Raw genomic sequence first — 21,125 nt, forward strand, 5'->3', positions numbered from 1 at the left:
GGCGTCATTGCTGAGCGTGCCTGGGCAGCAGGCCGACCAGCAGCAGGGCGAGCAGGAACACGGCGGCGGTGATGGCGAAGACCAGCTCGGCGGCGGCGAAGTAGCCGGCGGAGGCGGCGCGGGCGAAGAACACCGTGCCCAGAGCAGCCACGCCGATGGCGCCGGCGAACTGCTGGGCGGCGTTGAGGACGCCGGCGCCGGTGCCGACCTCCTCGGGGGTGGCGTCGCCGAGGATGAAGTCGAACAGCGGGATGAACAGCAGACCGGTGCCGAAGCCGGTGACGAACAGGGCCGGGGCCAGCTCCCACACCGTGATCACAGGGCCGAAGTGGGCGGCGGTCCACCACAGGCCGAGCAGGCCGACGACGGCGACGGCCAGGCCGAGGTGCAGGCTGGCGCGGCCGAGCTTCTCGGCCAGCACGGCGCCGGACAGCAGCGTGGCGACGGCGGTGCCGGCGGCCCACGGGATCAGGGCGAAGCCGGTGTCCAGCGGGGCCCAGCCGAGGCCGGACTGCAGCAGCAGGTTGACGACCAGCACGAACGCGCTGAGCGCGGCGTAGAAGCCGCCGGTGATCAGCAGGCCGACGACGAAGCTGCGCTTGCCGAACAGCGAGCGGGTGATGACCGGGTGGCGGCTGCGTCGTTCGGACGCGACGAACAGCCCGAAGGCGACCAGGCCGGCGGCGATCATCACGTACGTCCAGGCCGGCCAGCCGAGGTCGCGGCCCTGGATGAGCGGCACGATCAGCAGCGCCGAGCCGGCCGTGAGCAGGGCGACGCCACGCACGTCGAGGCGGGCGGCGCGGTCCTCGCCGGCGTGACGGGGCAGCGCGAACCAGCCGACGGCCAGTGCGAGCAGGCCGAACGGGATGTTGATCAGGAAGATGGCGCGCCACTGGCTGCCGAACAGGTCGAGGTGCAGCAGCCAGCCGGCCAGGATCGGGCCGGCCACGGTGGCCAGGCCCATGATCGGGCCGACCGGCATGCAGGCGCGGCGCAGCAGGTGCGGCGGGAAGGCGACCTTGACCAGGGCCATGCCCTGGGGGATCAGCACCGAGCCGAACAGGCCCTGGAGCACGCGGGCGCCGATCAGGAACCCGGCGCCGGGCGCGAGGCCGCAGGCCAGCGAGGCGAGGGTGAAGCCGGTCAGGCCGAGCAGGAACAACCGGCGGCGGCCGAGCAGGTCGCCGAGCCGGCCGGAGGTGATCAGGCCGAGGGCGAAGGCGGCGGTGTAGGCCGACAGCACCCATTGCAGGGTCATCGGGCCGCCGCCGAGGTCGGCGCGGATGGACGGGCCGGCCAGGTTGGCCACGCTGGTGTCGAGGAGGTCCATCAGCTCGGCGAGGACCACGACGACCAGGACCAGCCAGGCCCGGCGCTGGGGTAGCGGGGCGACCGGGGCCGCCGAAGACGAACTAAGTTCGATACTCACGAACTAAGTTCTACTTAACGAACTTAGTTCGTGTCAAGGTAGGCTGGCCCCATGTCCACCGACCCACCCCGCGCCGGCCGCCCGGAACGGCGGCCGCGCAAGGCGCCGATCACCGCTGACCGCATCACCGACGCGGCGTTGCAGGTCATCGCGGCCGAGGGCTACGACGCGCTGACCGTCCGCCGGGTCGCCGCCGTGCTCGACACCGGGCCGTCCTCGCTGTACGCGCACATCGTCAACAAGGACGACCTCGACGACCTGCTCATCGCCCGGCTCTGCGCCGAGATCCAGCTGCCCGCGCCCGATCCCGTGACGTGGCGTGAGCAGCTGATCGAGGTCTTCGTCCAGCTGCGCGACCAGTACCTCAAGTACCCCGGCGTGTCCAAGGCCGCGCTGGCCATGATGCCCATGCACCTTGAGACGCTGCGGGTCCAGGAGGGCCTGCTGGCGATCATGCTGGCCGGCGGCGTCGAACCGCGGGCCGCCGCCTGGACCCTGGACGCCCTCACCCTCTACATCAGCGCCTACGCCCTGGAGCGCTCACTCGTGCGGCAACGCCAGCAGCACCACGACGACGCCTGGATCGTCAGCCGCGAGGACATGGTCGACCGCTTCACCGCCCTGCCGGCCGACCGCTTCCCCCTCACCAAACGCCTCGCCGCCGAGCTGAACTCGGGCGACGGCCACGACCGGTTCGACTTCACCCTCAGGATGATCATCGGCAAGCTCTAGGGGTGCACCCATGTCCGAGATAGACCGGCTCCTCCGCGAGTACGACCGCGCCCGCGCCTACACCGACGAGCTGTGGCGGGACCTCAGCCCGGACGAGGTCGTCTGGCGTCCGCACGAGAACTCCAGCGCCATCGGCTGGCACCTCGGGCACCAGGCCCACGTCGCCCACTTCATGGTGCGCAACCTGACCGCCGCCGAGCCCAGCCCCGACCCCGAGCTGGACGGGATCATGGACTCCGCCCAGCCCGAGCGGTTCCGCGGCGCGTTGCCGACCGTCGACCGGCTCACCCTCTTCCGGGACACCGTCGCCGAACGCGTGCACGCCCGGCTCGGCGACATCGCCGGCGGCCGCGTCGCCGCCCCCGACCAGCTCACCGTCGTCGGCCGGCACCTGCTCATCGCCCTGATCAACCACGAGTACCAGCACGACCAGTGGATCGGCGAGGTCCGCTCCCGCGATCTCGGCCACGAGCTCCCGCCCGACCCCGACACCGACCTCGTCGGCCGGGTGGACGGCTACCTCATGCTGTCCTGACTTCGGTTCGCGGGTGGAACGCCTAGCCGCGAGCCACTCCCCCTTCCTGTCCCGGCCCGACGAGCTCGCCCGCATCCTCGCCGCCGGCCCGTGAACGACGCAGGCCGACGGCGGCCAGCGGCACGAGGGCGATGGTCAACAGGGCCGAGGCCACCAGGCCGCCCTCGGTGCCCACGGCCTGCACGAGCGGCCCGCCGAGGGCCAGGCCCAGCGGTGCAGCGACGTTCGAGCAGGCCGTCCACAGCGTGAGCACCGGCTGCTGCTCGGACGGCGCCAGCACCCGCTGCACGACGGTGTAGACCACGGGCGTGAACGGCGCGTAGATCAAGCCGCCGAGGAAGAACACGACCGCCGCGTACGGCACCGACGGCGCGAAGGTCAGCAGCACCACGACCACACCCCACAGGCCGATGATCGAGACGAGCACCCGGTGCTCGGGCAGCTTCCGCAACAGGCCCGTCAACACCGCGCCGATCAACGCCCCGACGCCGAAGCCGGTCCAGATCACGCCCAGCGACAGGCCGTCGCCGTGCAGCGGGCCGCGCACCAGCAGCGGCAGGGCGATCTCCACCGGCATGTAGAACAGGTTGAAGCCGAACACCACCACCAGCAGCCGGGCCGCCAGCGGAATCCGCCGCAGGATCCGCAGCCCGGAGGCGGGAATCCGGTTACCCTCCACCGACCCCGCGGTCGACGGCGTGACGAACACCGCCGCCAGCAGCAACACCTGGGCCGCACCGTCGACGACCAGGGCGATGCCCGGATTCTGGCCGGTGGCCAGCACGCCGCCGATCACCGGGCCGATGGCGTACGCCGCGAGGCTCTGGCTGGTGCCGAGCAACCCGTTGGCCGCCAACCGATCCTGCGGCGCCACCAGCTCCGTCACCACCAGCCGGCGGGAGCTGACGCCGACCATCCGCAAGATGGAGCCGAACAGCAGCCCGCAGACCAGCACCGGCAGCGTGATCGCGTCGGCCATGGCCAGCAGCCCCAGCCCGGCCAGCACCGCCCCGCGCAGCAGGCAGTCCACGATGATCGACACCCGCGGCGGGATGCGCAGCCTGGTCAGGCCGATGGTGAAGGCCAGCGCCGTGGCCAGCACGTACGGCGCCGCCTCCACCGCCGAGATGGCCAGCGGCGCCGGCACATCGCCGTGAATCCGCAGGGTGAGCAGGGGAAGCGCGGTGATGATGGCCCCGTCGCCCACATTGGCCACGACATCGCCCACCAGCACCGCGCTCACCCGGTGATCCCGCAGGACCCGCCAGTACTCCATCCGGCCATTCTGGATCCTCCAGCGCACTGGAGGTCCAGTGATCTCAGCTCAGGCGCATCTTGCCGTCGTAGAAGCCGGTCGGGATCGAGAACCACTCGTGCCAACCGCCGTTGGTGGTGATGTTCCCGGCCCAGAACGTGCTGACCACATGGCCATCGGCCGCGGTGGTGAACAACTGCGTCTGACCGTTGAGCGTCGTCACCGACACCGCCGCGTTGGCCGCCGTCACGCCGTCCCCGTACCCGGTCGGGATCGAGAACCACTCGTGCCAACCACCATTAGTGGTGATGTCACCGGACCAGAACGTCGACATCACGTGACCGTCGGGAGCCCGCGTGTAGAGCTGGCTGCCGGCCACGGTCACGATGGCGTTCGCCGCCGCCACACCGTCGTAGAAACCGGTCGGGATCGAGAACCAGCCGTGCCAGCCGCCGTTTTCCACGGAGCCCCACCAGAACGTGCTCATCACGTGACCATCGGACGCGGTCGTGAACAACTGCGTCTGGCCATTGATCGTCGTCACGGAAATCGCGGCGTTGTTGGCCGTCAGGCCGTCGCCATAGCCGGTGGGGATGGAGAACCACTCGTGCCAGCCGCCATTGGTGTTGGCACCCGACCAGAACGTGGACATCACATGACCGTCGGGAGCCCGCGTGTACAGCTGACTGCCGGCCACGGTCACGATGGCGTTCGCCGCCGCCACACCGTCGTAGAAACCGGTGGGAATGGCGAACCAGTCGTGCCAGCCGCCGTTGGTGTTGGCCCCGGACCAGAAGGTGCTCATCACGTGGCCGTCGGGCGCGGTGGTGAACAGCTGGGGCTGGCCGTTGATCGTCGTGGCCGACACGGTGGCGTTGGGCGCGGTCTTGCCGTCGTAGAAGCCGGTCGGGATCGAGAACCACTCGTGCCAACCGCCGTTGGTGGTGATGTTGCCGGCCCAGAACGTGCTGATCACGTGGCCGTCGGCGGCGGTGGTGAACAGCTGCGTCTGGCCGTTGATCGACGTCACCGTGACGGTGGCGTTGGGCGCGGTGACGCCGTCGCCGTAGCCGGTGGGAATCGAGAACCACTCGTGCCAGCCGCCGTTGTCGGTGCCGCCCGACCAGAACGTCGACATCACGTGGCCGTCCGGGGCGATGCCGTACTCCTGCCCGCCCGTGGCCGTCACGACCGCTCGCACGCCGGTCGGCGGCGGCGGGGCGTCGTCGACGATGTTGTTGTAGCGGTAGATCTTGTAGCTGCTGGCCGGCCAGCCGACCCAGCTCGAGTTGTGAATGTTGGTGTGGCCATGGGAGATCGGCGTCGAGCCCCAGCTGTAGTAGCTGAAGTTGCCGTTGTTGTCGTCCCACTTCTCGAAGATGAACGAGTGCCCGACCGGATACGCCGTGTTGGACCGGTTGAAGAAGTCGCCCGGCTTCAGATCCTGCCACGGGATCTCGTAGCCGTAGTTCGGCAGATCGGCCGTGCTGGGGCTGTGGGCCAGGTGCAGCGCCATGGAGACGTAGCCGGAGCAGTCGTGGCGGTAGGAGCCGTCACCGCTGGGGCCGGGCGAGAACGCGCCCTGGTCGTACGGGCCGGGATTGTGGTCGTACCAGGCTTTCGCCCGCGCGATGACCTCCGACCGGGTGATCGGGCCGCCCAGCGACGAAGTTGCCGGGGCCGCCGTCGCGGCCGGCGCCGTCACCGTCGTCACGACGCCGGTCAGCAGCACCGCTGCCGCCGACACCGTGGCCAGTAATCTGCCGAGTCTCATGGTTCCCCTCTACAAACCCTTGAAGCACAACGAGAAGTCCATGGTGGCGGGTCGCGGCGGTCGGATGATCACCGTCGGCCGAGGTGCAATTTCGGTGGTCAACGCGGCGCCGACGGCCCCGGTACGGGTTCGGTACGGGCAGACTGGGTCGCGGAGACGGCCACATGACGTGGGGGGGACAGTGGAGACGATCGAGGGGAAGACGGTCGGTCACCTGATCGCGGAACGCAGACGGGCCACGGGTATCACCCAGAAGGAGCTGGCGGAGCGCTCATGCCTGAGCATCGGGGCCGTGCGCGACATCGAGCAGGGCCGCACCGCGCGGCCGCGGCCCGCCGCGCTGCGCAACCTGTTCAGGGTCATCGGGCTCGATCATGAGCATCTGTCATATTACTTGACCGCAACGCCGTGGCGGTTCCGGGTGCTGGGACCGTTCGCGGTGACGTGCAACGGCGTGCCGGTGGATGTCGGCTCGGCCCGGCAACGTGCCGTGCTGGGGCTGCTCGCGCTGTCCCCCAACGACTTCGTACACCGCGACGCCATTGCCGACGCCCTGTGGACGGACCGGTCGGCCAAGACGGCGCGTCGACTCGTCCCGGCCGCGGTGAGCCGGCTGCGCCGGGCGCTGGCCAAAGCAGCACGGACGGCCAAGCGCGAGCTCCTGGTGTCGGACGGCCCCCGCTACCGGCTCGTCGTGCACGTGGACGAGCACGACCTGCTGCGGTTCCGGCATCTCGTTCGGGCAGAGGACCACGAGGCGGCGCTGCGGCTGTTCCACGGCGATCCCCTGGCCGATCTCCCGGACCTGCACAGCCTGCCCGAGCACACGACGATCAGGATCGAGCACACCGACGCCGTGCTCGCCTACGCGGACATCGCGCCAGCCGGGGCCGCGCTTCCCCACCTGCGCGCCGCGTCCGCTGCTGAGCCCCTGCACACCGGCGTGCAGGCCAAGTACCTGCTCGCCCTGGCCGGCACCGGGCAGACGGCCGTGGCGCTGCGGCACTTCGAGGTCGTCCGGCAGCAACTGGCCGACGAGTTGGGCATGGCGCCGGACGACGTGCTGCTGGCCGCCCGGCGGCGGATCCTCGGCCGGGTCCGCGAGGGTGTCGATTCAGGTGCGTCCCGTTCGACGCTGGGGTATGACTGACGCCATGAACGAGCCCAGCTCCACCCGAAACCTCGATCTGTACGGGCACGCGGAACTGCCGTGGAGCAGGCCCCGCGACATCCTGGCCACGGACACCCCGACGGCGGACCTGACGTTCTTCGTGGCAACGGTGCGGCCGGACGGGCGGCCGCACACGGCCGGTGTCGGGGCGGTGTGGGTGGACGACGCGCTGTACTTCGTCGGCGGGCCGGGAACGCGAAGGTCACGCAACCTGGCGGCGAATCCGGCGTGCAGCGTGGCGGTGCGGCTGCGGGGCATCGACCTGACCATGGAGGGCGAGGCCCACCGGATCACGGACGCGGACACGCTGGAGCGGCTGGCAGCGGTGTTCCGCAGCGGCGGCTGGCCGGCGTCGGTCGACGGCGACGCGCTGACCGCGCCCTACAGCGCACCGAGTGCGGGGCCGGCGCCCTGGCATCTCTACCGCTTGACGTTGCGTTCCGCAGTCGGCGTGGCCGGGCAGGAACCGCACGGGGCCACCCGCTGGACGTTCTGAGCCGTCACGGTGCCCCCTGCTCGTGGAAGCTGCGCCGCCACTCGCCGTCGTCCAGCATGTAGACGCTGGTGCATTTGAGCAGCTCCGGGAGGACCGAGCCGCCCGCTTCGAGCCGGGCCGTGTACGTCAGCACCACGGCGGCGTCGGTCAGCTCCACCGTACGCGTCGACTCCAGCCGGCAGGCCCGCCACCGCGGCGGGCCTGCGTAGTGGTCCAGGACCTCTTTGCGCCGCAATGGGCCGTCCGCGAGCAGCACCACCGCCCCATCGGTCATCACGTGGTCCAGGAACTCGACGGCCGTGCCGGCGACGATCGCGTCCCAGCACGCCTGTTCCAGTTCCCACGGTCCCGGACTGTGCATCCGCGCGACGCCCCATGACTCGACAACAGTTTGCTCAAGAAAGTGTTGCATAGTGCATAACGGGTCGGCGGGCCCACCGGTCGGCCAGCGCGGACAGCAGCGCGACGGAGGTGTCGACGGCACGGGCGAAGACCGCCAGGGACAACCGCTCGTTCGGGCCAAGCGCTTCGGCATTGCCGCCTAGAATTCCGCCCGCCAACGCGGACAGCAGTTGTCCGCAATGCGTTCTAGCATCGCTCCATGGACACCAACCTCGACTGGACCGACCTGCTCATCGACCAGGCCGACTGGCACTGGACGAACCAGCTGCGGCCGCGGTTGGAGGGCCTGACCGACGACGAATACCGCTGGGAACCGGTGGCCGGGGCGTGGAACGTGCGACCCCGGGGCACCAGCGCCACCGCCATGGCCGCCGGCACCGGCGACTACGTCATCGACTTCGCCTTCCCCCAGCCCGACCCCGCCCCCGTCACCACCATCGCCTGGCGCCTCGGCCACATCATCGTCGGCGTCCTCGGCATGCGCGTCGCCTCCCACTTCGGCGGCCCCGCCATGGACTACAACAACCACGACTACCCCGGCGACGCCGCCACCGCCCTCCGCCAGCTCGACGACAACTACCAGGCGTGGATGGACGGCGTGCGCAAGGCCGACCTCGCCGAGCCCTGCGGCCCCGCCGAAGGCCCCTTCGCCGACAGCCCCATGGCCCGGCTCGTCCTGCACATCAACCGCGAACTCCTGCACCACGGCGCCGAGATCGCCCTGCTGCGCGACCTCTACCGTTGGCGGTGAGGTTCTGGTGGTGTCGGTGAGGTTCTGGTGGTGTCGGTGAGTTCGCTGGCAGCGTAAGGCCGGTCCGCACGCCGCCAACCGATGCCACCATGACCGCATGGCGGACATCATCCCGTTCCCCCGCACCCGCGCCCCCGAACCCCTCTGGCGCGAGGCCCTGGGCCGCAGCCTCCGCGCCGCCCGCGAGGAACAAGGCGACCGCCTCATCGACACCGCCGAACGCGCCGGCATCTCCCCCCAGTACCTCTCCGAGATCGAACGCGGCCGCAAGGAACCCTCCAGCGAGATGATCGCCGCGGTCACCGGAGCGCTGGGGATTGAGCTGTCGACGCTGCTGCTGGAGATCGCCGGTGATGTGCAACGCCTGCAGCGACTGCGGCGGCCGACAGGGCCGGCGGGGCCGGTGTTGATGGCTGCGTAGGGGCGGGCGTTGGGTCGTGGTGGTGCGGCGCGTCTGGTGGTGCGTCGGACGTCCGCACCGCGCGGTTGCCGGCCTTTGCCTACAAAGCACAATCACTCTGTTCGGCATGCGGTTCTGGAGTGAGGGTGCGCGGAGCAGGTGGGTGGGCGGGGCGCGTTGCGCGGCAACGGTTGGGTGGGTGCGCGCGTTTAGAGAAGGCTTGGGACGGGCCGAATGGTGGGGGTTCGATCATGGCGAGGGAGGCGTTGCAAGGGAGGCTGGAAAGCGCTTTCCAGCGAAGGGATTGAAGGCCGCCACGATCGTGTACAGGTTGGCGCGTAAAGGAAGTCGATCACATATCGGGAGTAGAATGGGGGTATGTCAGCGAATCCTGAATTCCCTGCCGACACCGAAGGGTGGCAGCACGGCGAACTGGAGCTGTGGCAAGCGGGCAAGGAAGCCGAAGCCCTGTATCGGGCGATCTACATCCAGCAGCTGGAGCGGGTGTGGGAGCTGTGGGACCGGTCGCGCAGGTCGAAAGAGGACCGGACCTCGATCGTGTCGTCGATGGTGCTCCACTGGCGGCTCACGGTCAGGGAAGCGCGTGAGCGGCTTCGGTACGCGGAACTGTTCCACAGTGAGGCGATCCGTGAAGCAGGCCGCGCTGGGGAGTTGGACCGGCAGCATCTGAAGATCATCCACGAGACGTTGCGGATAGCGCCGGCGGTCGAGCGGGACCGGGTTGAGGCGTCGTTGTTGGAGAACGTCCAGTTCGACGAGGGTGAGTTCAAGAACATCGCGCAGCGGATCCTGTTTCACCTCGACCAGGACGGCAAGGCGCCGGATGACCGGGAGTTGCGGGCGCCGAAGCGGGAGTTCCGCTTCGAGCGCAAGCTGGACGGCAGCATGGTGTTCTGGGGCAGGCTCGACCAGGAGTACGGGGCGAAGATCGCGGCGATGCTCAGTGCGCTGGCCAAGCCGACCTCGGGCACAGACCCCCGCACCACCGCCGAACGGCAAGGCGATGCGTTCGCGGAGATCATCGAACTGGCCTCCCGCAGCGAAGGCCTGCCCGAGCAGGGCGGCGAGCGGCCGCATCTGACGTTGTCGATGTCGTTCAAGGACTTTATGGACAACACGGGTGTGGCGAAGGTCGAGGGTGGCGGCGTGATGAGCGCGGCGGAGGCACGCAGGATCGCCTGCGACAGCACGGTGATGCGCCTGGTGCTGGGGGCCGGTAAGGAGATCCTGAATGTGGGGCGGCAGCAGCGGACGGCCCCGAGGGGGATCCGCAAGGCGCTGATCGAGCGGGACGGCGCTTGCGCGTTCCCGGGCTGCCAGACGGAACCGGCGCGGTGCCATGCCCATCATGTGGTCGAGTGGGCGAACGGAGGACCCACCAGCCTGGACAACATGGTGCTGCTGTGCGGATCCCACCACCGATTGATCCACCACAGCCGCTGGACGGTGAAGATGGTCAACCACAGGCCGGTGTTCTCCGACGGGCTAGGGGAAACGGCGTAGAGAAAGCCCGCGCCGGCGGTCCCGGCGCGGGGCAGTCACGACCACGCCGGCACCTGCTGGTCACGAAGCGCCGGCCGCGCTCACGGGTGCTAGGCCTTGTGCTCGAAGACGAAGTCGGCCAAGCCGTAGGCGACCGCGCCCGGGGCGTCGAAGACGCGGTCACGGTCGGTGTCGTGGCGGAGCTGGGCGACATCATGGCCGGTGTGGCGGGAGAGGATGTTCTCCAACTGGGTGCGCACGCGGACGACCTCGTCGGCCTGGAGGATGAGATCGGGAATGGTGCCACGGCCCTGAGCGGCGGGCTGATGGAGCACGACGCGGGAATGAGGCAACACGGCGCGGCGGCCGGGGGCGCCGGCGGCGAGGAGCACGGCGGCGGAGGCGACGGCCTGGCCGATGCACGTGGTGGTCACGGGAGACTTGATGAAACGCATGGTGTCGTACAGGGCGAGCATCGCGGACGGGTCGCCGCCGTCGGAATTGATGTACAGCTGGACCTCCTGCTCCGGGTTCTCCGCCTCCAAGAACAACATCTGCGCGATGAGGGCATTGGCCACGCCGGAATCGATGCCGGTGCCGAGGTAGACGATGCGCTCCGAAAGCAGGTGCGAGTAGACGTCCATGATCCGCTCGCCGCCGGCGACGCGGGTGATGACGTTGGGAATGGTGTACGTGCTCATGCGGAAGCCCCCAGACCCAGAGCATGGGTGCGGACGGGCACGACCTGGCCCAGTGCCGCGACGATGTGGTCGATGAAGCCGTACTCCAAAGCCTGCTCGGTGGTGAACCAACGGTCGTGCAAGGAATCGGCGAAGATCCGCTCGATCGGCTGCCCGGTGTCCTCGGCGACGAGACCGAGCACGGTGTCCCGGGTATGGCGCAGATCATCGGCCTGCACCTCGACCTCAACGGCGGAGCCGCCGATGCCGGAAGAGCCCTGGTGCATCAAGATCCGGGCATGCGGCAAGGCAAAGCGCTTGCCGGGAGTGCCGGCCGAGAGCAAGAACTGCCCGGCGCTGCACGCCAAGCCGATGGCCAGAGTCGAGACATCACACGGCACCAGCCGCATCACGTCCCGAATGGCCAACATCGAAGGGACGGAGCCGCCGGGCGAATGGATCCACAGCGCGATGTCCTTGCGCGGATCCTCACTCGCCAGCGACAACATCTGAGTCGCCAACACGGTTCCGTTGTCATCGTCGAGCACACCGTCGAGGATCAGCACCCGCTGGCTGAAAAACCGCTCACGGAGCCGATGGTCGAACAGCGGCGACCTGTCGTCGTTTGCCATGCCCCCGACAATGCCGGCGACACAGCACGGCACGGGGCACACGCTGCTGTGGGCAGATCAGCCCACGGCGAAGCTGTGCTACCGTCTAGGGCAGTCGTACAGGACGACTGCCCTAGACAAAGAAGGAGCGCGATGCCGGCGGCGGAGCGTGGCCGCGAGGTGCGACAACGACTGTTGTCGGCGGCGGTGGAGCTGATCCCGGAGCGGGGCTGGCCGGCGGTGAGCACGAGGGTGCTGGCGGAGCGCGCGGGCGTGACGCCGAGCGTGGTGCACTACCACTACTCCTCGCTGCCGGCGCTGCTGAACGAGGCCGTGGTCGGCGTGATGCGCCAGATGCTGGCGGAGCTGGACGGGTTTCTCGACGCCGCGAGCACGCCGGCGGAGGCCGTGGACCTGATGCTGGCCTCGGTCAACCAGTACTCGGGGACGGATCCGCTGTCGCTGCTGTTCATCGAGGCGTACCTGGCCGCCACGCGGGATCCCCAACTTCGCGAGGAAATCGCGACCGTGGTGGACGGCTTCCGGGAGCGGTTCGGCCGCTGGCTGGACGAGCACGGGGTGCCGGAGCCGGCCGAGACGGCGGCGGTGCTGGTGGCCTCGATCGACGGCCTGCTACTGCACCGAGGGCTGGGCACGCGACCGAACCCCGAGGCGGTGAACGCCGTTCTACGCAGGCTCCTTCCCTGAGCAGAGGAGAAGGCAATGAAGGTGGTGATCTGCGGCGCCGGGATCGCCGGGCTGACGCTCGCGAACCGGTTGTCCGTGCTGGGTAACGAAGTTGTGCTGCTGGAGCGGGCGCCCGGCCCGCGCACGCAGGGATATATGATCGATTTCTTCGGTACGGGATACGACGCGGTCGAGGCCATGGGGCTGCTGCCGGCGGTCGAGAACGTGGCGTACACAGTGGACGAAGCCAGCCTGCTCGACGAAGACGGGCGACGCCGCGGCCGGGTGCAGTACACCCAGTTCGCGAAGGCGATTCGCGGTCGGCTGCTGAGCGTGATGCGGCCCGACCTGGAACGAGTGCTGCGCGAGAACCTGCCCGAGGCGGTCGACTTACGTTTTGGCGCAACGGTTACAGCCGCGAACGACCATGGCGACGGCGTCACGGTGGGACTGGGCGACGAGGAGATCGAGGCGGATCTGCTCGTCGGTGCGGACGGGATCCATTCGACCGTGCGGCGACTGGTTTTCGGCGAGAAGCCCTTGCGCTATCTGGGTTTTCACACGGCGGCGTTCCAGTTCGACGCACCGGAGATCCACGCGGCGATCGGCGACCGGTTCTGCCTGACCGACACCGTCGGCCGGCAGATGGGGTTCTACGCCCTGCGCGACGGCCGGGTCGCGGCGTTCGCCGTGCACCGCACGACGGATCCCCAAGTGCCAAAAGATCTGCGAACGGCGATCAGGGACTCGTACCGAGGGCTGGGCTGGGTCGTGCCGACGGCGCTCGACCGATGCCCACCGTCGTCGGAGATCTACTACGACCAGGTGGCGCAGATCGAAATGCCGCGCTGGGGCAAGGGAAGAGTGGTGCTGGTCGGCGACTCCTGCTACGCGGTCTCGCTGCTCGCCGGCCAGGGGGCGTCGCTCGGCATCGCCGGCGCGTACGTGCTGGCCCACCAACTGGCCCACGAGCCGTCCATCGAGCGGGCGGTGTCCGAGTACGAACGGCTGTGGCGGCCGATCACCGAGGAGAAGCAGCGGACGGCCCGGGCGGGCGCGCGCTGGTTCCTCCCGGAATCCGTTATCCAGCTGAGGATCCGTCGCGCCGCGCTGAAGGCGGCCCGCCTGCCGTTGGTCAACCGCTTCGTCGCCGGAGCGCTGGCCGGCAAATCCAGTGCGCTCATCACGGCCATGCGCGCACCCGGGCGAAATCCCGTTGTCCGATATCCGTAGAGTGACCCACTGACACGGTTTGTTCTCTCAGGGGGGAAGTTCCTGATGCGCTCTGCGCTGCTCGCCGTCGTGCTCGGGGCCGCTGTGCTGACGTCCGCCTGCGGCTCGTCGCCCGCGGCCGACACCTGCACGCCGGACCAGGCCAAGGTCGCCACCGCCCAGGCCGCGAAGACCAAGGCCGACGCCGACCTCAAGGCGGCCGACGACAAGGTGGCCAAGGCCAAAGCCGACTCCACCGCCGCCGACGCCGTGATGAACAAGGCCAACGCCGACGCCGACGCTTTGCAGGCCTCCGGCGCCACCGACGCGGAGTCCTCGGCCAAGGCCGCCGAGGCCGCCGCCACCGCGGCCGAGGCCATCTCCAAGTCCACCGACGCCACCGTGGCCGTCAAGGCGGCCGAGGAGGACCAGGCCACGCTCAAGGGCAAGGCCGACGAAGCGGCCAAGGCCGTCAAGAACGCCCAGTCCTGCAAGGGCTAGCAGGCCGAGCCGGCCCGTACAGGAAGCACGGGCCGGCTCGGCGTGGCCTGACTACTGCTGCTGCTCGCCGCCACCCCAGTTGCGCAGGCCTTCCTTGGCCTTGTCCGCGCCCTGGTTGATCTGGTCGGAGTGCTTGTTGCCGGTCTTCTCGTCGATGAACTGACCGGCCCGGTCGACGCCGTCGTCGACCTTGTCGCCGTGCTGGCCGACCATGTCCTTGGCCTTGTCCTTCATCTCGTTGAACTTGTCCGAGAGAGCCATCTCGCCTCCAGATTGGACGGTCGTACCCGAGGAGGCTGCCCGGCTCCGACGAGGCCAAACCCGGTCTCCCCGATTCGGGTGACGGCCCGACAACACTTGTTGTCGACGAGCGCTCACGTCCCCGCAAGGTGTCGGCGATCGACGTGAACGGCTCGTGCGCCGTGAACCACCGCGCGCCCGATTTCAGCTCGGTGTCTCGGGCAATCGCCGGTGGACGTGGCCGAACGGCCCCTAAGATCAGGTGTCATGACCGAGGGTCACGAACCGACGCCGCCCGAGACCGGTGTCGCCAACGACATGTCGGGCAAGGTGACCGGCCACGCCGTGCAGACCGGCAATGTCGGGGGCAGCATCCACATCGGCGACGTGGTCAATCCGCCGCGGACGGTGAACCGCAAGGTCGTGGCCATCTCCGTGGCCGCCGTGGTGGTGGTCGCCGTCGGCGCCGGCGTCACCGGCGCGATCCTGTTGAACGGCCACGGTTCCGGTCGGGCGGCCCCCAACGCCGCTGTCGTGCCGGCGTCGAAGACGTCGCCGCCGGTGCTGGTCGAGGGCGTTTCGCACATCAAGTCCCAGATCGCCTCGCACGATTTCGTGCTGCCCGATCCCCTGTCGCTCGGCCCGTCCGACCTGGCCGCCTTCCGGGACATCTACCAGGATTCCGGCCGCTACGAGTCGTGGTTCGCCGAGCACGACGGGGCCGCGCTGGGCATGGGCCTGATCACCGTGGCGCTGCGCGGAAACGCGGCCGACAAGGTGCAGATCACCGACGTCAAAGTGATCAAGAACTGCGCCCGGCCCTATGGCGGAACCTATTTCCGCGGGTACTCGGCGGGCGGCGGAGACACCGTCAAGGTCGCGTTCGACCTGGACTCGCCAAGCCCCGTCGCCCAGGAGATGGCGCTGACGTCAACCGGCCTGATCCCTACGGGCAACGACTTCTTCTCGGTGCGGGACTTCACGCTCGCTCCCGGCGAGACGCAGTCGCTGGTGGTCGGGGCGTACACCAAGCAGTATTCCTGCACGTTCACGCTGCAACTGATCGTCGCCACGCCCGAAGGCTCCTTCTCGGAGGACATCGACGACGGCGGAAAACCGTTCGCGGTGACCACCGTGGCCCCGTCGGGCGACAAAACGCTGGCCGGCTACCGGAATGCCTACGTTTACAACGAGGGCATCGCCTGGGAAGCGGCGGATCCGAAAACTGTGCCGGCGCCGGCCGGTTAGGGCGGTCATGTCTGTCAGAAAGCTGATTTTCGTGCTCGCCGGCGTGCTTGTTGTCGTGCTGGCGGCGACTTTCCTCATCGCTCGCTCGCTGAACGGGCCAACGGAGGCGAGCCGGCCGACCATCGCACCGAACGCCGTGCCCTACGCGTACATCACCGAGCGACAGTTCGTGCTCCGGCGCGGCGGGCAGACCATCGCCCAGGTCCCCCGCATCTTCGACGCCGCCGACGCGCTGAAGAACACCGTCGTCTGGACCCCGAGCGGCGACTACGTCGCCTTCCTGTCCGACGAGAACCTGCGCCAGGACGACGTCGCCAAGACGCAGCTGATCTCGGTCGACGCCCGCACCGGCGAGGTCCGGCGCTCACCCTGCCCGTACTGCTCGGATCTCGTGGCGACCGGCACGAACACGGTCATCGCCGACCGAGGGCTTTTCCTGCTGTCCTTCGACGTGGACACGGGGAAAGAACCGACAATGATCGGGCACAAGCTCCAGAACACCGTGCTGTTCCTCGCCGGCAGCAAGAACCGGATCTACACCCAGCAGTATCAGGCCATGGGCGCCGCGAACGCGATCCAGATCCGGTTCATCGACCCGAAGACGTGGACGACCACCACGCCCATGCTGCCGATATCCTCCAACGAATACGCGCCGGTGGCCGCGACCAACGGCGATCCCGGCACGTTGGCCGTCGCCGCCGACCAGGGCTCGGGAACCTGCGTCGCCCGGTTCCCGATCCTCGTCACCGGCAACGACGGCGTGCAGACCGGCACCGACCTGTCCGCCGCCTATCCGTCCGGCTCCGACGACAACCCGGTAGAGGAAGGCATTCAGGTCACCGACCTGTGGTGGGACGCGAAAGGCGGCCTGCACGCGTCGATCTCCTCGTGGAAATGCGATGAGAGCAAGAGCGAGGAGTTCTCGAAGCGGCAGTACGTCAGCCCGTCCGTCCTGTGGCGGCTGGACGGCAAGAAGTGGGTGAAGGAGGATTCCACGCCCGCGCTCAAGCTGCGCCCGCTGGACGGCGCCAAGCGCGTCGCCCTGACCTGCGCCACCGGTATGTACTGCCAGCTCAAGGACGTCTACGAGCTGGACGGCCCGACCAGGACCAAGATCGCCGACGGCGCGGTGTCGCTCTCGACGCCGCCGAAGGCGTGACGCCCGCGTCGCCAAAAAACGTGAATGGGTCGACGTCGAGACTTGATGGCAGCGCGACGGGCCCTGCCTTAGGGTCGGGTGCAGGGACAACAGGGAGGACGTTGATGACAGTCGTGCCGGAGTCGCACCTGGACCTGCTGGAGCGGCCGCTCTACGGCCACGTCGGCACCCGTCGCCCCGACGGGACCATCCAGGTCAACCCGATGTGGTTCCTGTGGGACGGCCAGCACATCCGGCTCACGCACACCACGACGCGGCAGAAGTACCGCAACATCGAGTTCGACCCGCACGTGTCGATGTCGATCAACGACCCGGACGCGCCGTACCGCTACCTGGAGGTGCGCGGCACCGTCGTCGAGATCGAGAAGGACCCGGACGGGGAGCTCTTCCAGACGCTGGCCCGGCGCTACAGCCTGGACCGCCAGGGCCCGCCGCCGGACGCGGCGGACCGGGTGGTGCTGGTGGTGGCGCCGAGCGCGGTCAGCTTCCAGTAGGGGCGCCGTCGAGCAGTCGTTCGAGGGCGGCGGCGATGTGCGGCCGGTTCTGCCGGCCGCGCACGCAGGCCAGATAGTTCGGATTGAGCACCGGCGACGCCGGTGTGTGCAGCACCCGTATCCGCCCGGCGGCGATGGCCGGTCGGGCCATGAAGCCGGGCACCACCGACAGCAGGCCGGTCTCCACCAGGGTGACGACCGACCGCATGTCCGCGATGGTCACGGCCGGGGCCGGCGGGGTGATCCCCCAGCAGGACCGGAAGTACCGCCGCGCCATGGGCATCTCCTGGGAGAAGCCGACGAACCGCCGCTGCGACTCCGGGTCGTAGTCGGGCTCGTCGGCCGGCCCCACCAACACGAAATCCTCGTCGAACCAGTGCGCGGAAGGGGGAAGCTGGGATTCCGCGGGCGCGCCCTTCGATTCTTTGTGGACGACGGGCGAGAGTCGAACTTTTTCGGTCAAGCAAGGGCGGGCCACCAGCTCGGGGTGAGGACGCCCGATCCCCCAAGCTGGAGGGGTCATGCCCTTCGGGCCACCAAGCCGGCGCCAAACAGCGGGCCCCGACCCAGCTGGGTCCAGGCTGGCCCCCGGGCGGTGGACCCCAGCGCCAGCGGCACCGCGGTAGGAAACGCTGTCGCGCCGTCCGTCGATCACGGTGTCGAGCTGTCGAAGACGCCCGCGATGTCCGCGGCCAGGGCGTGCCCGGCCCGGTCGGCGCGATGCCCCGGCCCGACCGCGTGAACAGCGGCCGGCCGGCAACGGCCTCGGCCAGCCGCAGGTGGTGGGAGATCGTCGGCTGGGAGGTCTGGAGCTGCTCGGCCGCGCGAGTCACTCCCCCGCTGCGATAGACGGCGAGGAACGAGCGCAGAGCGACGAGCTCCTGCGAGCTGAACACGAGCCACACCCTAACAACCCGAGGAGAAACGCGTGGCCCGCAACCATGTCGACGGCCGGTGGCTGGACGGCGACCGACGCGCCGAGTCGCTCAGCCCGGCGACCGGCAAGCCACTCGGCACGTACGCGGACGGCGGCGCGCGGGAGGCCTCCGCGGCCGTCGCGGCGGCCCGGAAGGCCTTTGACAGCACGGAATGGCCGCACGACCGGCAGCTGCGAGCCCGGGTGCTGCGCGAGATGGCCGATGCGCTGGAGGCGCGCCGGGACGAGGTGATCACATCGCTGGCCGTGGAGAACGGGAAGATCCTCGGCGAGGCGACGTTCGAGGTGGACCTCGCGATCCCGAAGCTGCGCTACTACTCGGGACTGGCTCTGTCGGATCTCGGTGCGGCGGCTGAGGTTTCGCCGGACGTGTACTCGTTGTCGCTGCGGCAGCCCATGGGCGTGGCGGCGGTGATTGTGCCGTGGAACTCCCCCGTCGTGCTGTCGATCCGGTCCGTCGCGCCGGCGTTGGCCGCGGGATGCACGGTGGCCATGAAGATGCCGGGACAGACCGGGCTGACCAACGGGCTGCTGCTGGAGATTTTGACGTCGGCGCCCAGCTTGCCGGCGGGGGTGCTGAATTCCTTCACGGAGTCGGGCAACGAGGGCGCCCCGGTGCTGGTCCGCGATCCCCACGTGGACGTGATCAGCTACACCGGCAGCACCACGGTCGGCCGGCAGATCATGCGGGACACCGCCGACAACCTCACGCCGGTTTCCCTTGAACTGGGCGGAAAGACGCCCATGGTGGTGTTCGACGACGCCGATCTCGACGCCGCGGCGCCCGTGCTGACCGCGGGAATCACCACCTTCGCCGGCCAGTTCTGCATGGCTGGCAGCCGGATCCTGGCCCAGCGCGGCATAGCCGACGAGCTGCGGGAACGGCTGGCCGCTTCGTTGCGTGCGGTGCGGGTCGGCCCCGGCGACGACCCTTCGAGCGGCATGGGGCCGATGATCGACAAGGCCAACGTGGAGCGGGTCTCCCGGTTCGTTGAGTCCACTCTGGACTATGCGACGCCGATCGTGCGCGGTGGTGTGCCGACGGATGCCGATCTGGCCGACGGCGCCTACTTCCGGCCGGCACTGCTCGCCGTGTCCGGAACCGACAATCCGCTGGTGCAGCAGGAGGTCTTCGGCCCGGTCGGCACGTTCGAGGTGTTCGACACCGAGGACGAGGCCGTGAAGCTGGCCAATGCCACCGAGTTCGGGCTGGCGGCCAGCGTGTGGAGCCGGGACGTCGACCGACCGCTGCGGGTCGCGCGGCGCATCGACGCCGGCACCGTGTGGACCAACGCCTGGGGCATGGTCAACGACCAGTTCGAGGAGGGCGGCTTCAAGCACAGCGGCACGGGCCGGCTCAACGGGCTGCGCGCGCTGGCCGAGTTCCAGGAGATCAAGCACCTGATGCAGCCAGTGAGGAAGGGATAGCCAGATGTACCAGCTCGTCGACGGCGACCGGACCGCCCGTGCCATCTACTCGGGCGGCTGGCGGCCGGCCACGTCCTCCGTCGAGGTGACCGAGAAAGCCACCGGCAAGGCGCTCTTCGACGCCGGTGTCGCCACCCGTGACGACGTGGCCGCCGCCGCGGAGTCGGCCCTCGCCGCGCAACCGGCGTGGGCGGCCACCCTGCCCCAGGACCGGGCCGCGATCCTGTACCGGGCGGCCGATCTCATCCAGCGGCACGCCGAGGAGATCACCTGGTGGGTGCAGCGGGAAACCGGCGGCACCGCGATGAAGGCCGGCTTCGAGATCTTCAATGCCGGCACCGAGCTGCGGCAGGCGGCCGCGCTGTGCCTGGCCGCCGACGGGCACACGCTGCCCAGCACCGTTCCGGGCCGAACGAACTTCGCCCGGCGGGTGCCGCTCGGCGTCGTCGGCATCATCACGCCGTGGAACTTCCCCATGCTGCTGGCGATGCGGGCCCTCGCACCGGCCCTGGCCCTGGGCAACGCCGTGCTGTTCAAGCCGGACGTGAACACCCCGGTCACTGGCGGCGTGCTGCTGGCCCGGATCTTCGAGGACGCCGGCCTGCCGGCCGACGTCCTGCACGTGCTGCCCGGCGACGGCGTCACCGGCGCGGCCGTGGTGGAGGCGCCTCAGGTCCGGATGATCTCGTTCACCGGCTCCACCGCCACCGGTCGGCTCGTCGGCCAGACCGCCGGCCGGCTGCTCAAGAAGGTGCAGCTGGAGTTGGGCGGCAACAACGCGTTCATCGTGCTCGACGACGCCGATGTGCCGGCGGCGGCCAAGGCCGGGGCGTGGGGTGCTTTCTTCCACCAGGGCCAGGTGTGCATGGCCGCCAGCCGGCATCTCGTGCACCGGTCCGTGGCCGAAGACTACATCGAGGCGCTGGCCGCCGAGGCGTCCCGGCTGAAGGTGGGCGATCCGACCGATCCGACGGTCCACATCGGACCGATCATCAACGAGCGGCAGCTGGCCAAGGTGTCCGACATCGTCGACAGCACCGTGGCGGCCGGGGCTCGCACCGTGACCGGCGGCACGGCCAACGCCCCGTTCTACCGGCCGACCGTGCTCAGCGAGGTCACCCCGGGCATGCCCGCGTTCGAGGAGGAGATCTTCGGCCCGGTCGCGCCGGTCGTCGTGTTCGACAGCGAGGAGGAGGCCGTCGAGCTGGCCAATCGCACCGAGTACGGCCTCACCGCGGGGATCTACACCGGTTCCACCTCGCGTGGGCTGTCCATCGCCGGGCGACTGCGGACCGGCATGGTGCACATCGGGGACCAGACCATCAACGACGAGCCGCACATTCCCCTCGGCGGCACCGGCTCCTCCGGCACCGGCGGCCGCTTCGGCGGCGTGGCCAACGTCGAGGAGTTCACCGAGTGGCGCTGGTTCACCGTGCAGGAGCAGCAGACCGGGCTGCCCTACTGAGGTAGCCTCGAT

General features: G+C 69.4%; 23 protein-coding genes and 1 pseudogene. 15 read left to right on the forward strand and 9 right to left on the reverse strand.

Going from position 1 to position 21,125, the window contains the following annotated elements:
- Positions 1-4: 4 nt before the first annotated feature.
- The gene (locus KUTG_RS12770; RefSeq protein WP_052394400.1) at positions 5-1,432 is read right to left on the reverse strand and encodes a DHA2 family efflux MFS transporter permease subunit; all 1,428 of its coding nucleotides are present in this window, start codon (positions 1,430-1,432) and stop codon (positions 5-7) included.
- Positions 1,433-1,483: 51 nt separating this feature from the next.
- Between KUTG_RS12770 and KUTG_RS12775 the strand changes: the two genes are divergently transcribed.
- On the forward strand, positions 1,484-2,164 hold the full coding sequence (locus tag KUTG_RS12775) for a TetR/AcrR family transcriptional regulator (RefSeq protein ID WP_043717004.1): 681 nt from the start codon (positions 1,484-1,486) through the stop codon (positions 2,162-2,164).
- Positions 2,165-2,174: 10 nt separating this feature from the next.
- On the forward strand, positions 2,175-2,699 hold the full coding sequence (locus KUTG_RS12780; RefSeq protein WP_043717005.1) for a DinB family protein: 525 nt from the start codon (positions 2,175-2,177) through the stop codon (positions 2,697-2,699).
- A gap of 22 nt (positions 2,700-2,721) precedes the next feature.
- Here KUTG_RS12780 and KUTG_RS12785 read toward each other — a convergent pair whose 3' ends face one another.
- The gene (locus KUTG_RS12785) at positions 2,722-3,975 is read right to left on the reverse strand and encodes an MFS transporter (protein ID WP_063753512.1); all 1,254 of its coding nucleotides are present in this window, start codon (positions 3,973-3,975) and stop codon (positions 2,722-2,724) included.
- A gap of 43 nt (positions 3,976-4,018) precedes the next feature.
- On the reverse strand, positions 4,019-5,728 hold the full coding sequence (locus KUTG_RS53345; RefSeq protein WP_198047134.1) for a PLL family lectin: 1,710 nt from the start codon (positions 5,726-5,728) through the stop codon (positions 4,019-4,021).
- 181 nt (positions 5,729-5,909) lie between these two features.
- Here KUTG_RS53345 and KUTG_RS12795 point away from each other — a divergent pair, with 181 nt between their 5' ends.
- Both KUTG_RS12795 and KUTG_RS12800 read left to right on the forward strand, forming a co-directional pair.
- Positions 5,910-6,878: a BTAD domain-containing putative transcriptional regulator gene (locus KUTG_RS12795; RefSeq protein WP_043717006.1), complete on the forward strand. Its 969-nt coding sequence runs from the start codon at positions 5,910-5,912 to the stop codon at positions 6,876-6,878.
- Between the two features lie 4 nt (positions 6,879-6,882).
- Entirely contained in the window at positions 6,883-7,395 is a 513-nt protein-coding gene (locus KUTG_RS12800; RefSeq protein ID WP_043717008.1) for a pyridoxamine 5'-phosphate oxidase family protein, read from the forward strand.
- A 4-nt stretch (positions 7,396-7,399) separates the two neighbouring features.
- On the opposite strand, the gene KUTG_RS12805 is transcribed toward KUTG_RS12800, so the two are convergent.
- Positions 7,400-7,756 (reverse strand): nuclear transport factor 2 family protein, encoded by a 357-nt coding sequence (locus tag KUTG_RS12805; RefSeq protein WP_043717009.1) that lies wholly within the window; start codon positions 7,754-7,756, stop codon positions 7,400-7,402.
- A 240-nt stretch (positions 7,757-7,996) separates the two neighbouring features.
- Here KUTG_RS12805 and KUTG_RS12810 point away from each other — a divergent pair, with 240 nt between their 5' ends.
- The 3 genes from KUTG_RS12810 (at position 7,997) to KUTG_RS53350 (ending at position 10,472) form a co-directional block, all read left to right on the forward strand.
- Positions 7,997-8,548, forward strand: coding sequence for a DinB family protein (locus KUTG_RS12810; RefSeq protein WP_043717011.1), 552 nt, complete (start codon positions 7,997-7,999; stop codon positions 8,546-8,548).
- A 97-nt stretch (positions 8,549-8,645) separates the two neighbouring features.
- Positions 8,646-8,969, forward strand: coding sequence for a helix-turn-helix domain-containing protein (locus tag KUTG_RS12815; protein ID WP_043717013.1), 324 nt, complete (start codon positions 8,646-8,648; stop codon positions 8,967-8,969).
- 357 nt (positions 8,970-9,326) lie between these two features.
- Positions 9,327-10,472 carry an HNH endonuclease signature motif containing protein gene (locus tag KUTG_RS53350; protein ID WP_052394403.1) on the forward strand — a complete coding sequence of 382 codons (1,146 nt, stop codon included), beginning with the start codon at positions 9,327-9,329 and terminating at the stop codon, positions 10,470-10,472.
- Positions 10,473-10,561: 89 nt separating this feature from the next.
- Here the strand turns inward: KUTG_RS53350 and KUTG_RS12825 are convergent, their stop codons facing one another.
- Both KUTG_RS12825 and KUTG_RS12830 read right to left on the reverse strand, forming a co-directional pair.
- Entirely contained in the window at positions 10,562-11,152 is a 591-nt protein-coding gene (locus KUTG_RS12825; RefSeq protein WP_043717015.1) for a ClpP family protease, read from the reverse strand.
- Positions 11,149-11,763: a ClpP family protease gene (locus KUTG_RS12830; RefSeq protein ID WP_043717017.1), complete on the reverse strand. Its 615-nt coding sequence runs from the start codon at positions 11,761-11,763 to the stop codon at positions 11,149-11,151. Before KUTG_RS12830 ends, KUTG_RS12825 begins: the two co-directional genes overlap by 4 nt.
- A 132-nt stretch (positions 11,764-11,895) precedes the next feature.
- Between KUTG_RS12830 and KUTG_RS12835 the strand changes: the two genes are divergently transcribed.
- Genes KUTG_RS12835 through KUTG_RS53355 form a run of 3 tightly spaced genes read left to right on the forward strand, consistent with a single transcriptional unit; the run spans position 11,896 to position 14,142 of the window.
- Positions 11,896-12,450, forward strand: coding sequence for a TetR/AcrR family transcriptional regulator (locus tag KUTG_RS12835; RefSeq protein ID WP_043717020.1), 555 nt, complete (start codon positions 11,896-11,898; stop codon positions 12,448-12,450).
- A gap of 15 nt (positions 12,451-12,465) precedes the next feature.
- Positions 12,466-13,662 carry an FAD-dependent monooxygenase gene (locus tag KUTG_RS12840; RefSeq protein WP_043717023.1) on the forward strand — a complete coding sequence of 399 codons (1,197 nt, stop codon included), beginning with the start codon at positions 12,466-12,468 and terminating at the stop codon, positions 13,660-13,662.
- A gap of 45 nt (positions 13,663-13,707) precedes the next feature.
- Positions 13,708-14,142 (forward strand): hypothetical protein, encoded by a 435-nt coding sequence (locus KUTG_RS53355; protein ID WP_052394404.1) that lies wholly within the window; start codon positions 13,708-13,710, stop codon positions 14,140-14,142.
- A gap of 51 nt (positions 14,143-14,193) precedes the next feature.
- Here the strand turns inward: KUTG_RS53355 and KUTG_RS12850 are convergent, their stop codons facing one another.
- On the reverse strand, positions 14,194-14,403 hold the full coding sequence (locus tag KUTG_RS12850; protein WP_043717026.1) for an antitoxin: 210 nt from the start codon (positions 14,401-14,403) through the stop codon (positions 14,194-14,196).
- A gap of 210 nt (positions 14,404-14,613) precedes the next feature.
- Between KUTG_RS12850 and KUTG_RS12855 the strand changes: the two genes are divergently transcribed.
- The 3 genes from KUTG_RS12855 to KUTG_RS12865 all read left to right on the forward strand — a co-directional run bounded on the left by KUTG_RS12855 (position 14,614) and on the right by KUTG_RS12865 (position 17,283).
- A complete protein-coding gene (locus KUTG_RS12855; protein ID WP_157494515.1) occupies positions 14,614-15,630 on the forward strand; it encodes a hypothetical protein in 1,017 nt (338 codons plus the stop codon).
- Between the two features lie 7 nt (positions 15,631-15,637).
- On the forward strand, positions 15,638-16,789 hold the full coding sequence (locus tag KUTG_RS12860) for a hypothetical protein (protein WP_043717030.1): 1,152 nt from the start codon (positions 15,638-15,640) through the stop codon (positions 16,787-16,789).
- 104 nt (positions 16,790-16,893) lie between these two features.
- Positions 16,894-17,283 carry a PPOX class F420-dependent oxidoreductase gene (locus KUTG_RS12865; RefSeq protein WP_043717032.1) on the forward strand — a complete coding sequence of 130 codons (390 nt, stop codon included), beginning with the start codon at positions 16,894-16,896 and terminating at the stop codon, positions 17,281-17,283.
- On the opposite strand, the gene KUTG_RS12870 is transcribed toward KUTG_RS12865, so the two are convergent.
- Positions 17,270-17,806: a LysR substrate-binding domain-containing protein gene (locus KUTG_RS12870; RefSeq protein ID WP_084579265.1), complete on the reverse strand. Its 537-nt coding sequence runs from the start codon at positions 17,804-17,806 to the stop codon at positions 17,270-17,272. The genes KUTG_RS12865 and KUTG_RS12870 overlap by 14 nt on opposite strands.
- A gap of 190 nt (positions 17,807-17,996) precedes the next feature.
- Positions 17,997-18,188, reverse strand: a pseudogene (locus tag KUTG_RS66135) (LysR family transcriptional regulator); the annotation flags it as partial.
- A 23-nt stretch (positions 18,189-18,211) separates the two neighbouring features.
- Here KUTG_RS66135 and KUTG_RS12875 point away from each other — a divergent pair.
- Together KUTG_RS12875 and KUTG_RS12880 are read left to right on the forward strand one after the other, a co-directional pair.
- Positions 18,212-19,648, forward strand: a complete 1,437-nt coding sequence (locus KUTG_RS12875; RefSeq protein ID WP_043717034.1) for an aldehyde dehydrogenase family protein — start codon at positions 18,212-18,214, stop codon at positions 19,646-19,648.
- Between the two features lie 4 nt (positions 19,649-19,652).
- Positions 19,653-21,113 carry an aldehyde dehydrogenase family protein gene (locus KUTG_RS12880; RefSeq protein ID WP_043717035.1) on the forward strand — a complete coding sequence of 487 codons (1,461 nt, stop codon included), beginning with the start codon at positions 19,653-19,655 and terminating at the stop codon, positions 21,111-21,113.
- Positions 21,114-21,125 lie beyond the last annotated feature (12 nt).

Origin of the sequence: Kutzneria sp. 744, from assembly GCF_000568255.1 — a bacterium.
In the GTDB taxonomy this organism is placed as follows: domain Bacteria; phylum Actinomycetota; class Actinomycetes; order Mycobacteriales; family Pseudonocardiaceae; genus Kutzneria.

Bases quoted from the DNA above. Each gene is read 5' to 3' on its own strand.
- KUTG_RS12775 (WP_043717004.1), top strand. From the start codon at position 1,484: ATGTCCACCGACCCACCCCGCGCCGGCCGCCCGGAACGGCGGCCGCGC.
- KUTG_RS12780 (WP_043717005.1), top strand. From the start codon at position 2,175: ATGTCCGAGATAGACCGGCTCCTCCGCGAGTACGACCGCGCCCGCGCC.
- KUTG_RS12785 (WP_063753512.1), bottom strand. From the start codon at position 3,975: ATGGAGTACTGGCGGGTCCTGCGGGATCACCGGGTGAGCGCGGTGCTG.
- KUTG_RS53345 (WP_198047134.1), bottom strand. From the start codon at position 5,728: ATGAGACTCGGCAGATTACTGGCCACGGTGTCGGCGGCAGCGGTGCTG.
- KUTG_RS12800 (WP_043717008.1), top strand. From the start codon at position 6,883: ATGAACGAGCCCAGCTCCACCCGAAACCTCGATCTGTACGGGCACGCG.
- KUTG_RS12805 (WP_043717009.1), bottom strand. From the start codon at position 7,756: ATGCACAGTCCGGGACCGTGGGAACTGGAACAGGCGTGCTGGGACGCG.
- KUTG_RS12810 (WP_043717011.1), top strand. From the start codon at position 7,997: ATGGACACCAACCTCGACTGGACCGACCTGCTCATCGACCAGGCCGAC.
- KUTG_RS12815 (WP_043717013.1), top strand. From the start codon at position 8,646: ATGGCGGACATCATCCCGTTCCCCCGCACCCGCGCCCCCGAACCCCTC.
- KUTG_RS53350 (WP_052394403.1), top strand. From the start codon at position 9,327: ATGTCAGCGAATCCTGAATTCCCTGCCGACACCGAAGGGTGGCAGCAC.
- KUTG_RS12825 (WP_043717015.1), bottom strand. From the start codon at position 11,152: ATGAGCACGTACACCATTCCCAACGTCATCACCCGCGTCGCCGGCGGC.
- KUTG_RS12830 (WP_043717017.1), bottom strand. From the start codon at position 11,763: ATGGCAAACGACGACAGGTCGCCGCTGTTCGACCATCGGCTCCGTGAG.
- KUTG_RS12835 (WP_043717020.1), top strand. From the start codon at position 11,896: ATGCCGGCGGCGGAGCGTGGCCGCGAGGTGCGACAACGACTGTTGTCG.
- KUTG_RS12840 (WP_043717023.1), top strand. From the start codon at position 12,466: ATGAAGGTGGTGATCTGCGGCGCCGGGATCGCCGGGCTGACGCTCGCG.
- KUTG_RS53355 (WP_052394404.1), top strand. From the start codon at position 13,708: ATGCGCTCTGCGCTGCTCGCCGTCGTGCTCGGGGCCGCTGTGCTGACG.
- KUTG_RS12850 (WP_043717026.1), bottom strand. From the start codon at position 14,403: ATGGCTCTCTCGGACAAGTTCAACGAGATGAAGGACAAGGCCAAGGAC.
- KUTG_RS12860 (WP_043717030.1), top strand. From the start codon at position 15,638: ATGTCTGTCAGAAAGCTGATTTTCGTGCTCGCCGGCGTGCTTGTTGTC.
- KUTG_RS12865 (WP_043717032.1), top strand. From the start codon at position 16,894: ATGACAGTCGTGCCGGAGTCGCACCTGGACCTGCTGGAGCGGCCGCTC.
- KUTG_RS12870 (WP_084579265.1), bottom strand. From the start codon at position 17,806: ATGACCCCTCCAGCTTGGGGGATCGGGCGTCCTCACCCCGAGCTGGTG.
- KUTG_RS12880 (WP_043717035.1), top strand. From the start codon at position 19,653: ATGTACCAGCTCGTCGACGGCGACCGGACCGCCCGTGCCATCTACTCG.